Raw genomic sequence first — 12659 nt, 5'->3', positions numbered from 1 at the left:
CCCGATCGCCCCAGGCGCCGCCGGGCACCGTCACACGGGCCTTGCCACGCGGGTGTCCGTCATCGCGCGGAGACGTCCTCCCCGTGCGGCGAGGTGCGTTCACGCCACGTGTGGAAGAGCGCGAGGGTCTCGGCGAGCTGCGAGTGCAGCGGGCTCGGCAGCGCGTCCCGGGAGAACCAGTCCAGTCTGTCGAACTTGTGCGGTTCCCCGATCGCGACCTCACCGGGATTCACCCTGACCGCGAAGATCACCGCGACCCAGTGGGAGGCGGGGTTCTCGCGGAGGACGTTGCGGACGCCGATCGTCTCGGCCTCCAGCACCTCCGCCGAGTACTCCTCGCGGACCTCGCGGGCGACGGCCGTCTCGAACGACTCGCCGTACTCCAGTGCCCCGGCGCCGCAGTCCCAGGTTCCCGGCTCGTCCCGCGCGCCCGCGCCGCGCCGGGCCAGCAGCACCCGGCCCTGACCGTCGTGGCAGACGAACACGCATGAGACGGCGGGCGTCCTCGGCTCGCGTCCGGCGGATCCGGACGGGACGCCTACGACGTCAGGTGACTGGCCTGCGGTCATGGAGAGGCCTTTCTCGAACGTGCCGGAGCAGGGACGTGCCGGAGCGGGGACGTGCCGGAGCGGGGACGGCTCGGATCAGAAGTGGTCGAGGAGTTCGGGGAACGTCCGCAGCCGGAGCACCCGCTCGTCGTCAGGGTCGAGCTCGGTCTGTTCGAGCACCCAGGTGTTGTCGTTCGGGATGAAGACCGCGTTCATTCCGGCCTGGCGAGCGGGAAGGATGTCCGATTTCGGGGAGTTTCCGATCATCCAGGTGTTCGCGGGCGTCAGGTCGTGCTCCCTGGCCAGCCACAGATAGACGTCGACGTCCTTCTCGGCCACGATGTGGATGTCGCCGAAGTGGTGCGCGAGGTCGGAGGCGTCCAGCTTGCGCCGCTGCTCCTCCGGGTCGCCCTTGGTGAGCAGGAGCAGCCGGTGCCTGGTTCCGAGCTCGGCGAGCGTCTCGGCGACGCCGGGGACCAGCTCGACGCGGTGCTCGACGAGCGCGACGACCAGTTCGTCGATCCGGCGTCGTTCCTCCTCGGTCGCGGGCCTTTCGTACAGCCGTTCCAGGCACTCGCCGAGGCTGCGCAGGAAGACCTTGCTGCCGTACCCGTGGGCCGCCGCGTTGGCCGCCTCGACGTCGTCGAGGATGGCGCGGATCTCGGTCCTGTCGAGGGTGGGGTGCTCCAGCCAGTCGAGGAAGTCGTCGATGACCCGCTCGAAGAGGACGTTGTTCTCCCAGAGGGTGTCGTCGGCGTCGAAGACGAGCACCTGGTCCCTGAACCTCACGCGGTCACCTCCGCGCACGTCGCGGAGCCGGCCTTCAAGGCGTGCCGTCCTCGCGGGACCGTGGCGATGGCGGTCGCGGGACCCTCACATGGCCCTTCTCCGGAAACGGCGGTCAGGTCCACGCGTCTGCTCTCCTCTCGGCCCTGGGCTCACGGGGCTCGGAGACGCCGTGGGCGCGCGGAGCCGTACCCAGTACTACCAGGTCCCCCCTGCGAGACATCACTGGTTTTCGCCTGGTAAGACCGGCATGCACAAGGGGTGCCGGAGTACGGCGGGCCGGACGCGCCCCTGTGGGAGGAGACCGGGTCAGGACGAGGCCGCCGCCTCGGCGATCACCGCGTCGACCTCCTGACGGCGTTCCGTCTCCTCGGCGGCGAAGCGCTCGCTGTCGATCCGGTCCGCGATCTCCTCGTCCTGCCTCATGAGGGCGTCGAGGTCACCCTTGGACATCTCCAGCACGCCCATGTCGTCGTAGGCCTGACGGATGCGGTCGCTCCACAGGCCGATGTCCTTGACGCACGGGACGATGCGGCTGAACAGCAGGCTCTGGAACATCCTGATGTACGGCGAGTCCTTGAGCATCTCCATGGCCTCGTCACGGCCGATCCCGAAGTTCTCCCAGATCTCGACCCCGCGGAGACGGTCGCGCATCAGGTAGCAGCCCTCGATGACGAAGTCCTCGCGCTCGCGCAGCTCGGCCGACGACAGCTGACCGTAGTAGTCGCGCAGTGCCAGACGGCCGAAGGCGACGTGCCGCGCCTCGTCCTGCATGACGTAGGCCAGGATCTGCTTGGGCAGCGGCCTGGTGCTGGCGTCGCGGATGACGCCGAAGGCGGCCAGCGCGAGCCCCTCGATGAGGACCTGCATCCCGAGGTAGGGCATGTCCCAGCGCGAGTCCGTGAGCGTCTCGCCGAGCAGGCCCTGCAGCTTGCCGTTGATCGGATAGATCATCCCGATCTTCTCGTGCAGGAACCGGGAGAAGATCTCGACGTGCCGGGCCTCGTCCATGGTCTGGGTCGCCGAATAGAGCTTGGCGTCCATGTCGGGCACGGTCTCGACGATCCTGGCCCCGGTGACCATCGCTCCCTGCTCACCGTGCAGGAACTGGGAGAACTGCCAGGACGCGTAGTGACGGCGCACCTCCCTGCGCTGCCGGTCGCTCATCCTCTCCCAGTGCCTGGTGCCGTAGACGGCCAGTGACCGGTCGGGGAGGCCGAGCGCGTCGTAGGGGTCGACCTCCAGGTCCCAGTCGATGCGTTTGACCGAGTCCCACTGTTTGTCCTTGCCCTTCTGGTACAGGGCCAGCAGCTTCTCCCTGTTTTCGTCGTACTCCCAGGCGAAACGGGCGTCACCCGACATCGGGACGTCCCAGACGGGCTCGTTGACAGCGGAGGTGTAGAGCTGGTGAGTCGACACGATGACCGCCTCCATGGGCACGCGGACGTACGGCGCCCGTACGGTTTCACGTGCCCCAGGGGGTGTCAACGACGGAAGGACAGCACAGCAAGGGGGAAGAAAACCGACAGAACAGACCTGCCTCCGCCCGCCGTGATCACCTCCGTGGCGCGCCCCGAGTGCCCCCGCGCGTCCCCGGCGCGCCACACCCCAGCCCGCCCATGACGCTCGGCGCGGCCAGGACGCTCAGTGCGCCGCGACCTCCTCCACGGGGTCGGGGGCCCGCAGGTTCCGCACCCCGGGCGACAGCAGCGCGGCCAGCGAGGCCAGCAGGACGATCGCGGCGCATCCCAGCAGCGCGGGTCTCGGACCGACCAGGATCGCCGCCGGTCCGGCCAGCATCAGGCCGATGGGACCGAACATCAGGGACCCGAGGGCGTCGTACGAGCTGACCCGCGACAGCGACTCCGCCGGGATCTCCCGCTGCATCGTGGTGTTCCACAGCACCCCGAAGATGTCGAAGCAGACGCCCATCACGACGGCCCCGATGACGATCGTCCACAACGGAGCCCCCACCCCGAGCAGAAGGTACGGCAGCGCCGTGGGCAGCGTGAGAAGCGTGGCGACCAGGATGGGGCGGCGGGGCCGCAGCCGAAGCGTGACGAAGACACCGGCGATCATGCCGACCGCCTCGCCCGCCAGGACGGCCGCCCAGGCGGGCGCCCCGCCCAGATGCTCCTTGGCCACCAGCGGCCCGAGCACGCCGTGCGCGGCCTGCACGGCCAGGATCATCATGGAGAACTGCGCGACCACGACCCACAGCCACTGCCTGGAGATGAACTCGCGCCACCCGTCGCGCAGGTCGGCGAGCACCGAGTTGCCCTTGACGTACTCCCCGGCCTCGGAGGGCTCCGCGGGAAGCAGGCGCAGCGCGGCCACGAGCACGGCCGCCACGGCGAACATCATGCCGCTCACGACCAGCGCCCAGCCCGCGCCGAGCAGGACGACCGTGCCTCCGCCCAGGACGAGCCCGGCGACGCGCGAGATGTTCGTGCCCAGTCCCAGCAGGGCGTTGGCGGTCTGCAGCCGGTCCGCGGGGACGACGTCGGGGATGATGCCGGTCAGGGCGGGGAAGAGGACCGCCATCGCGACACCGCTGAGCGCCGCCGCGACGACCATCGCGGGGAGCGGGGTCCAACCGGTGAGCATCATCGCGGCGAGGCAGAAGAAGGCCGCCGCGTTGAGCGTCTCGCCCGCCATCATCACCCGATGGCGGGGCAGCCTGTCCGCGATCACTCCGCCGACGAGCATGAACACCACCATCGGCAGCGCCTCGGCGGTGAGGACGACCGAGAGCGTCCTGGCCGTCGCCCCGGGCAGCGCCAGGACGCCGAAGGCGAGGGCCACCGGGGCGAACGAGGCGCCCAGCGTCGAGATGGTCCTGGCGGTGAGCAGCAAGGCGAACCCCCGGTGCCGGAGCATGTCGAGATCGCGCCGGTAGCTGTGCACTTGCTGGCTCCTTCAAAAACGACACAAAGCACAAAGAGAACCCATCTTCTCGGTTTCTCGGTCGTATGTCGCATGAATTTCTCGCCCCGTGCCCGCGCCCGCACTCACCGCGTCTGTGCCCGTCGTCTGTGCCCGTCGTCTGTGCCCGTCGTCTGTGCCGCCGCCGTGCGGTTCACGCCCGCGCCGAACCGACGGGCGCGAGATGGGCAACGCGGAAGAAGCCTCAAAGGATGAAATCTCCGACACTTAGCGAATTGGCATCTTTTCAAGGCACTTCCAGCACTACGCCGAACTCCAGGCGCGTCCCGTGGACCCTCGTCACGGCGAGGGTCCACGGGACGCGCACCGGTGGGAGTACGGCGTCGCTCCGCGTTTCCCAGGCCCCCGGCACCCGTCACCCGGCCGGAGGGCGTCCACGCCGAAGGAGCCCGATGAAGCAACTGAGCGCCATGCGATGGGCGGCGCACGAAGACGCCGCGAAGATGGTGGACCGGCTGGGAGAGCTGGTCTCGTGCGAGTCGCCCCCCGGCTCGACAGGCCACCTGACGGCCTGCGCCGACCTGGTGGCGAGCTGGGGGGAGAGCGTGCTCGGCAGGCCGGCGCGGCGGGTCGTCAGGGACGGTCTGCCCCACCTGCTGTGGGCCGCTCCGGAGCAGCGGGTGCTGTTGCTGGGCCACTTCGACACGGTGTGGCCCGCGGGCACGATCCAGCAGTGGCCGTTCACCGTCACCGGCGGGACCGCGACGGGGCCGGGGGTGTGCGACATGAAGGCGGGCATCGTGCAGATGTTCGCCGCGCTGGCCCTGATGGCCGACACCTCCCGGGTCGGGGTGCTGCTCACCTGCGACGAGGAGAGCGGCTCGGTCACCTCGCGCTCCCTGATCGAGCGCGAGGCCCTGCGTTCGGGGGCGGTGCTGGTCTGCGAGGCGAGCACCCCCACGGGAGAGCTGAAGGTCGCGCGCAAGGGCGGGTCCGTCTACCGGTTCACGGTCCACGGCAGGGCCGCCCACGCCGGTGTCGAGCCGCAGCGGGGAGTCAACGCCACCGTGGAGGTCGCCCACCAGATCCTCACCCTGCAGGCACTGGCGTCCGCCTCCGAGGGGACGAGTGTGACCCCCACGCTGCTCACGAGCGGCACCACGACGAACACGGTGCCGGAGACCGCGGTCCTGTCCGTCGACGTCCGCGCGTGGTCGCGGGAGGAGCTGGACCGGGTGGACCAGAGGATCCGCAAGCTGTCCCCGTGCCTCGCCGAGGCCACGCTGTCCGTCGACGGCGGGATCAACCGGTACCCGCTGACGCCCGAGGCGGCGCTGCCGCTGCTGGCGATGGCGCAGGCGGCGGCGAAGGACATCGGCCTGCCGCCGCCTGACGGCGCGCACGCGCCCGGCGCCTCCGACGGCAACTTCACCGGCGCGCTCGGCGTGCCGACCCTGGACGGGCTCGGCGCCGTCGGGGGCGGAGCGCACGCACGCGGCGAGTACGTCGACGTGCGGGCGATGCCGGACCGGGCCGCGCTGCTGGCCGCCCTCGTCGAGCGAGTGCTGGCGGCACCGTCTTGACCGAATAGTCGCACCTGGCGCGGTGTCCCCCAATACGCTGTGATCAGCCGCGCTTCAGCGGCCGTTGGGGTTTACCGCGAAGGCGAGCGCAGGTATGAACAGCGACGGTTCACGGCTTGACGGGCAGGGCGCGGCGGGCCCGCGGTTCGGGGTCGAGGAGGAGTTCCTGGTCGTGGACCAGGTGACCAGGTCCGCGGTGCCCAGGGCGGAGGCGGTGCTACGCCGCGCGGGCGAGCGGCTCGGCACGCGGGTGTGCGGAGAGATCACCAAGCTCCAGCTGGAGACGCGGACCGAGCCCTGTCACACGGTCGCGGAACTGCACGGGCAGCTCGCCGAGGCCCGCGTGGCGCTCGCCGCCGCGGCCTCGGCCGAGGGGCTGCGGATCATCGCCAGCGGCACACCCGTGCTGGGGAACGTGATCCCCTCGCCGATCACCGAGGGTCCCCGGCAGGACCTCGGCACGGCGACCTTCAGGGGGCTGCACGACGAGCTGAGCATCTGCGCGCTGCACGTGCACGTCGAGCTGCCGGAGCGGGAGCGGGCGGTGCTGGTGAGCAACCACCTCCGTCCCCACCTGCCCGTTCTGATCGCGCTCGCGGCGAACTCTCCGTACTGGGCCGAACGGGACACCGGATACGCCAGCTGGCGAACCCTCGTGTGGAACCGCTGGCCGGTGGCCGGGCCGCCGCCGTACTTCACCTCGGCGGCCCACTACGACGAGTTCGTCGCGACCCTCCAGGAGACCGGCGCGCTGGTCGACGTGGGCACCGTCTTCTGGGACATCCGGCCGTCCGCGCACCAGCCGACGCTGGAGATCCGGGTGTCCGACGTGCCGATCACCGCCGAGGAGTCGGCGCTGGTCGCCGCACTGGTCCGCGGCCTGGTGGTCGCCGCGCTGGCGGCCGTCGACCGGGGCGACCCCGGCCCGGTCGTCTCGGCCGAGCTGATGCGGATCGCCTACTGGCGGGCCGCCCGCGACGGGCTGGGCGGGCACGGCGTCGACGTGCGCACGGGAGAGGCGGTGCCCGCGGCCGAGCTCGCCCGGCGCCTGCTCCGTCTCGCCGCTCCGACGCTGGAGGAGCACGGCGACCTCGAGCTCGTCACCGACTGGCTGCGACGTCTCGTCGAGGGCGGGGACGGGGCGACGCGGCAGCGGCGGGCCGCCACGGGGAGCGGCGGGCTCGCCGGCGTCGTGGACCACCTCGTCGCGCGCACGGCGCCGCCCCTCGCCTCCACGCCGCCCCTCGCCTCCGCGGTGTCCGCCTCCCGTCCCGGGGAGAACACGCCGACGTGGCGGAGGTTCGCGGGGAACGGACCGCGCCGCGAAGAGAGCACGCCACCGTAAGGACATCGCCGCCGCCCGCGGGTCATCCTGGGAGTCCTGGGAAGACGCCGCATGGACTGGGAGGCGTTTCGTTGACCGAGACCGCGCAGCACCCGACGATTCCCCTGAACGCCCGCAGAATGCGCCCCGCGGACATGACCCGCGACGCGGGGGCGTTCGCGGACCTGATGACGACCCGCAGGTCGGTGCGGGAGTTCTCGCCCGACCCGGTGCCGGAAGCGGTGATAGAGGCGGCCGTCAGGGCTGCGGCGAGCGCGCCGAGCGGCGCCAACCTGCAACCGTGGCGGTTCGCCGTCGTGACGAGCCCGGCCCGCAAACGGCGGCTGCGCGAGGCCGCGGAGGCCGAGGAGCGGGAGTTCTACTCCCGCCGCGCCCCTGCCGAGTGGCTCGACACGATCGCCCCGATCGGCACCGACTGGCACAAGCCGTTCCTGGAGACCGCCCCCGTGGTGATCGTCGTGTTCGAGGTGCACCAGGGACCGCGCAGTCCCAAGCCCTACTACGTCAAGGAGTCCGTGGGCATCGCGGTCGGCCTGCTGATCGCGGCGCTGCATCACGCCGGTCTGGCCACGCTGACCCACACGCCGGTCCCGATGCGCTTCCTCAACGAGGTGTGCGAGCGGCCCCCCGAGGAGCGGCCGTACCTGGTGATGCCGGTGGGTTACCCGGCCGCGGACGCCCGCGTGCCCGACCTGTCCCGCAAACCGCTCAGCGAGGTGATGGTCCGGTGCTGAGAGGGTCTACGCCAGGTCCTCGCTGAAGAAGGCCAGCAGGGGCTCGACGTGCCGGTCCTGGCGGCGCCATTCGGCGAGCAGGTCCTCCAGCAGGTGCTGTTCGGCGAGGAGTTCCGTGCCCCGGTAGCGCCTGATGACAGGGTGGATGAAGGCGCTCTCCCGCGCCCTGCCCGGCTCGGGGTGCCGCTCGATGGCGAAGACGTCGCCGTAGTCGTCGCGGCCCCAGCGCAACGTGACCGTGTAGTAGTGCGACGCGTCCTTGAACCGGGAGACCGCGTAGTCCTCGGGAAGGTCCGTGTAGTGCCGCATCTGCCCGGTCGCCTCGTCGAGCACCAGCACGTCGCACAGGTACTCGAACTGGGTCCACAGCGCGGAGCTCCAGTTCACCCGGTCCAGCACCAGCGACGTCAGCTTCTGCGGGTCGGCGGGCACCATGTCGTAGCCCAGCGGAACCTCGTCGTAGCGTTCGCGCAACAGGGCGGTGAGCGTGCGCAGGTTGTAGCGGAACCCGTCAATGAAGGGCGAGGACGCCCGTTTGAAGTCGCGGTCCTGGGCGATGGTTCCCGCGAAGTAGAGGCCGTCCACGTTGGCCGACTGCCAGTCGGGGCGGAGCGCCGGCATCTTCTCGTCGCGGACCATCTCGGGGCGGCACGCCGGGTCGAAGATCGAGGTGTCCATCCGGAAGCCGGTGCACCGCAGCACCGAGTCGTACTCGAGGACCGCCTGCTCGCCGTCCGCGTGCGTGTAGGTGATGCGGACCTCGAAGCGGTCTCCCACGGGACGGATGTCGTCGATGGTGCAGTCGAGCACCGAGTGCAGCGTCTTGAACTGGTAGCTGTCCAGGATCGCGCCGTACTGCCCCCGCACGTCGCCGGGATGCTTGGTGTTCCACGCCAGGCGGAGCGGCCTGCGGCTGGCCAGGTGGACCATCGCCGCGTGGCCGAGGATCGCGCTGGCGGTCTCGAACGCGGAGTTCCCCTTGCCGACGACGAGCACCCGCTGACCGGCGAACGCCGCCGGGTCGACCTCCATCTCCTCGTAGCCGACGGCGTGCTCGATCCCCTGGACGGGCGGCACGTACGGCACGCCCCATCCGGTGGCCACGATGACGCACCGGCAGCGCAGCGTGGCGTCCGCGGTGCGCACGAGGAAGCCGTCGCCGGTCCGCTCGATCCGCTCGACGGCCGTGCCGTAGCGCACCGCCAGCCCGTGCAGCCGCTGGAAGTCGGCGAGGTAGCGCACCATGTCGTCGGCCTGCGGGAGGTACTCGCTGCTGTAGTTGGGGAACAGCAGCTCGGTCGAGTCGTTGAGCAGCGAGTTCCAGTCCCAGCGCAGCCGGATCTCCGGGTCGGTGCTCACCGTGTGCACCTTGTTGAGGGAGATCAGCCGTCGGTGACGCGGATAGTCGGCGAAGAAGTGCCCGGGGGCGTCCTCACGCTCCAGCGTCACGTAGTCGGCGCCCGCCCGCTGCAGGAAGTAACTCAGCTGCAGGCCCGCGGGCCCCGCGCCGACGATGACGTACTGGTGCGTCTCCCCTTCGGAGGCCGACCCTTCGGAGGCCGACCCGGAAATCCTGACCTCGGACATGATCTCCCCCACGCCATCGCATGTGATCCCTTCGACGATGGGGGACGGGTAACCCGCTGTCAACGACAGCAGGTTGGCCGGATGAGGACTTGTCGGCTTATTGCGCACGAAGAGAGAAGACAGCCGGGACTGTCCCGTGCCACCATCGACCGGCCGGGCCCTGACCGCGAGCCGGACGGAGTCCGGGCGGCCCTGCCTCCGGGGCCGTGCCAGTGTTCACCGACCTCCCTGGAGTGACGTTCGTGGCACACATCGACCTTGGCGTGGACGAGCAGGAGAACCCCGGCATCACCGGCCCCATGCGGTTCCGGCCCGAGACCGCCAAACCGCTCAACGAACTGGCGGAGGTACTGCTGCGCGGGCCGCACCCGCTGACTCCCGGAGAGCGCGAGCTGATCGCCGCCTACGTCTCCGGTCTCAACGAGTGCGCGTTCTGCTGCGCCTCCCACTCGGCGTTCGCCGCCGCCCAGCTTGACACGGGCATGACCCTGGTCGACCAGGTGCGCGCCGACCTGGACTCGGCGCCCGTCTCCCCGAAGCTGCGCGCCCTGCTGCGGATCGCGGGAGCGGTGCAGGAGACCGGCCGCAAGGTCACGTCCGAACTGGTCGCCGCGGCGCGCGAGGAGGGGGCGACCGACCTGGAGATCCACGACACCGTGCTGATCGCGGCGGCCTTCTGCATGTACAACCGGTACGTCGACGGGCTCGGCACGCTGGCCCCCAAGGGCAGGGAGGGCTACGAGGCGTCGGCCAGGCGCATCGTGGAGTTCGGCTATCTGTCCGTTCACTGAGCACCTGTCCTCTGCCCGCCGCCCTGCCCCCTGATCCCTGGCTCCCTCCCCCTCTGAGCCCCGCCCGTCCGGGCGCCGGCTCTGACCGGCGACCTTGACCGATCCTCGGCACGGTACGGCGCCGCCGTGCCACGCTGGAGCCACGACCTCCGTCCCACCGCGGAGCGAGGAAGGACGCGTCCGACCGCCGAGGAGCCCCAGTGACCGACCAGACCGACCTCACCCCGTCGTTCGGGCTGACCGACGACCCGCACTTCATGGCCGACCCGTATCCGTCGTACGCGCGGTGGCGCCAGGACGGTCCCGTGCGGCGGACGACGACCCCGGACGGGACCGCGGTGTGGCTGGTGACCCGCTACGCCGACGTGCGCGCGGCGCTGAACGACCCGCGCCTGTCGTTGAACAGGAAGAACTCGGGCGGCGGGTACGGCGGTTTCCGGCTTCCCCCCGCCCTGGACACGAACCTGCTCAACATGGACCCGCCGGATCACACACGGATCCGGCGGCTGGTGTCGAAGGCGTTCACCGCCAGGCGCGTCGAGGGCCTGCGACCCCGCATCCAGGAGATCACCGGCCGGCTGCTCGACGCCGTCGCGCCGGTCGGCCGGGCCGACCTGATGGCGGCCCTCGCCGTGCCGCTGCCGATCACGGTGATCGGGGAGCTGCTCGGGGTGCCCTCCGGTGACCGGGAGAGGTTCAGGAGCTGGACGACGACGCTGATCGCCCCGGACCCCGGCGAACCCGCCCTGGCCAGGGAGGCGGTCGGGCAGATGAGCCGCCTCCTGGCACGCCTCGTCGCCGACAAGCGCGCCGAGCCGGCCGACGACCTCATATCGGCGATGATCGCGGCACGGGACGAGGAGGACCGGCTCGGCGAGGAGGAGATGACCTCGCTCGCCTTCCTGATCCTGTGGGCGGGCTACGAGGCCACCGTCCACCTCATCGGCAACGGGATCCTCACCCTGCTGCGCCACCCCGCGTGGCTGGCCGCCGTGCGTGACGATCCGCGTCTGACGCCGTCCGTCGTGGAGGAGGTGCTGCGTTTCGTCTCGCCCACGCCGTACGCGATCCGGCGCTTCGCCGTCGAGGACGTCACCGTCGGCGGCGTCACCATCCCCTCAGGGGAGACCGTGCTGCTGTCGCTCGCCTGCGCCCACCACGACGAGAGCGTCTTCTTCGCCCCGGAAAGCTTCGCCCCAGGGCCCAGGGAGAACTCCCACCTGGCCTTCGGGCACGGCGTCCACTACTGTCTGGGCGCTCCGCTGGCCCGCGCGGAGGCGCAGATCGCCATCGGCACGCTGGTCCGCCGCCTTCCCGGCCTGGCGCCGGCGACGCCTGTCGAGGAGCTTCGCTGGCAGCCCTCCTTCCGCAGTCACGGACTGCTTGAGCTGCCGGTGACCTTCTCCGTCGCCGGGTCCGCGCCGAGCCGCTGACCTCGCCGTACAGCCGGGCAGTGCGGCCGGGCAGTGCGGCCGGGCAGTGCGGCCGGGCAGTGCGGCCGGGCAGTGCGGCCGGGCAGGAAGGCGGGACAAGGGGGGAAGAACTGCACATGAAGCCGTGATGAGTGAGGATGTGCCGCTATGAACACCACTTCGGCTCGTGTCGCGATCGTCACCGGAGGGTCGCGCGGCATCGGACGCCAGGTCGTGGAACGCCTGGCCGCCGACGGACACGCCGTCGTCGTCAACTACGGGGGCAACCGGCCGGAGGCGGACGCCGCGGTGGACGCCGTCGTCGGGGCCGGGGGGCGGGCGATCGCCGTACAGGCGGACGTGGCGGACGAGAAGGCCGTCAGCGCCCTGTTCGACGTCGCGGAGCGGACCTTCGGCGGGGTCGACGTCGTCGTGCACGCCGCCGGGATCATGGTGCTGTCCCCGGTGGCCGACATCGATCTCGACGCCCTGGACCGGATGCACCGCACCAACATCCGCGGCACCTTCGTCGTCGGCCAGCAGGCCGCGCGCCGAGTGCGGTCCGGCGGGGCGATCGTCAACTTCTCCACCTCGGTCCTCGGCCTGGCCCTGCCCGGCTACGCGGCCTACGCGGCCAGCAAGGGGGCCGTCGAGGCCGTCACCCTGATCCTCGCCCGCGAGCTGCGCGGCCGTGACGTCACCGTCAACGCCGTCGCCCCCGGCCCGACCGCGACCGCGCTGTTCCTCGACGGCAAGGACGAGGAGACCGTCGCCAGGATGGCCGCTCAGCCGCCGCTCGAGCGCCTGGGCACCCCCTCGGACATCGCCGAGGTCGTCGCCTTCCTCGCCGGTCCCGGCCACTGGGTCAACGGCCAGGTCATCAGGGCGAACGGCGGCATCGTCTGATCGGCACCGTCTGATCGGCACCGTCTGATCGGCACCGTCTGATCGGCACCGTCTGAGCCGTGCGAGGCGGGACCGCGACGG

General features: G+C 71.1%; 11 protein-coding genes. 6 read left to right on the top strand and 5 right to left on the bottom strand.

Annotated elements, in window-relative coordinates; translation table 11 throughout:
- Window positions 1-59: 59 nt before the first annotated feature.
- From PKF00_RS02185 to PKF00_RS02170, 4 genes are all read right to left on the bottom strand, one after another.
- Window positions 60-569 (bottom strand): NUDIX domain-containing protein, encoded by a 510-nt coding sequence (locus PKF00_RS02185; protein WP_271215611.1) that lies wholly within the window; start codon window positions 567-569, stop codon window positions 60-62.
- A 75-nt stretch (window positions 570-644) separates the two neighbouring features.
- Window positions 645-1337 (bottom strand): HAD family hydrolase, encoded by a 693-nt coding sequence (locus PKF00_RS02180; RefSeq protein WP_271215610.1) that lies wholly within the window; start codon window positions 1335-1337, stop codon window positions 645-647.
- A gap of 306 nt (window positions 1338-1643) precedes the next feature.
- A complete protein-coding gene (locus PKF00_RS02175; RefSeq protein ID WP_271215609.1) occupies window positions 1644-2753 on the bottom strand; it encodes a ferritin-like domain-containing protein in 1110 nt (369 codons plus the stop codon).
- A 225-nt stretch (window positions 2754-2978) separates the two neighbouring features.
- Window positions 2979-4241 carry an MFS transporter gene (locus PKF00_RS02170; protein WP_271215608.1) on the bottom strand — a complete coding sequence of 421 codons (1263 nt, stop codon included), beginning with the start codon at window positions 4239-4241 and terminating at the stop codon, window positions 2979-2981.
- A gap of 431 nt (window positions 4242-4672) precedes the next feature.
- Here PKF00_RS02170 and PKF00_RS02165 point away from each other — a divergent pair, with 431 nt between their 5' ends.
- From PKF00_RS02165 to PKF00_RS02155, 3 genes are all read left to right on the top strand, one after another.
- Window positions 4673-5803, top strand: coding sequence for a M20 family metallopeptidase (locus PKF00_RS02165; protein ID WP_271215607.1), 1131 nt, complete (start codon window positions 4673-4675; stop codon window positions 5801-5803).
- A gap of 94 nt (window positions 5804-5897) precedes the next feature.
- Complete coding sequence (locus PKF00_RS02160) at window positions 5898-7148, top strand: carboxylate-amine ligase (RefSeq protein ID WP_271215606.1); 1251 nt, start codon at window positions 5898-5900, stop codon at window positions 7146-7148.
- Between the two features lie 71 nt (window positions 7149-7219).
- Entirely contained in the window at window positions 7220-7882 is a 663-nt protein-coding gene (locus PKF00_RS02155; protein ID WP_271215605.1) for a nitroreductase family protein, read from the top strand.
- A gap of 6 nt (window positions 7883-7888) precedes the next feature.
- Here PKF00_RS02155 and PKF00_RS02150 read toward each other — a convergent pair whose 3' ends face one another.
- The gene (locus PKF00_RS02150; RefSeq protein WP_271215604.1) at window positions 7889-9469 is read right to left on the bottom strand and encodes an NAD(P)-binding domain-containing protein; all 1581 of its coding nucleotides are present in this window, start codon (window positions 9467-9469) and stop codon (window positions 7889-7891) included.
- A gap of 242 nt (window positions 9470-9711) precedes the next feature.
- Between PKF00_RS02150 and PKF00_RS02145 the strand changes: the two genes are divergently transcribed.
- From PKF00_RS02145 to PKF00_RS02135, 3 genes are all read left to right on the top strand, one after another.
- A complete protein-coding gene (locus PKF00_RS02145; RefSeq protein WP_271215603.1) occupies window positions 9712-10260 on the top strand; it encodes a carboxymuconolactone decarboxylase family protein in 549 nt (182 codons plus the stop codon).
- Window positions 10261-10460: 200 nt separating this feature from the next.
- The gene (locus tag PKF00_RS02140) at window positions 10461-11693 is read left to right on the top strand and encodes a cytochrome P450 family protein (protein WP_271215602.1); all 1233 of its coding nucleotides are present in this window, start codon (window positions 10461-10463) and stop codon (window positions 11691-11693) included.
- 147 nt (window positions 11694-11840) lie between these two features.
- Complete coding sequence (locus PKF00_RS02135; RefSeq protein WP_271215601.1) at window positions 11841-12578, top strand: SDR family oxidoreductase; 738 nt, start codon at window positions 11841-11843, stop codon at window positions 12576-12578.
- Window positions 12579-12659: the final 81 nt, after the last annotated feature.

It is taken from the genome of Streptosporangium carneum, assembly GCF_027922005.1.
In the GTDB taxonomy this organism is placed as follows: domain Bacteria; phylum Actinomycetota; class Actinomycetes; order Streptosporangiales; family Streptosporangiaceae; genus Streptosporangium; species Streptosporangium carneum.
The sequence above is the reverse complement of the archived record's forward strand: the minus strand, read 5'-3'. Positions and strand labels throughout refer to the sequence as shown.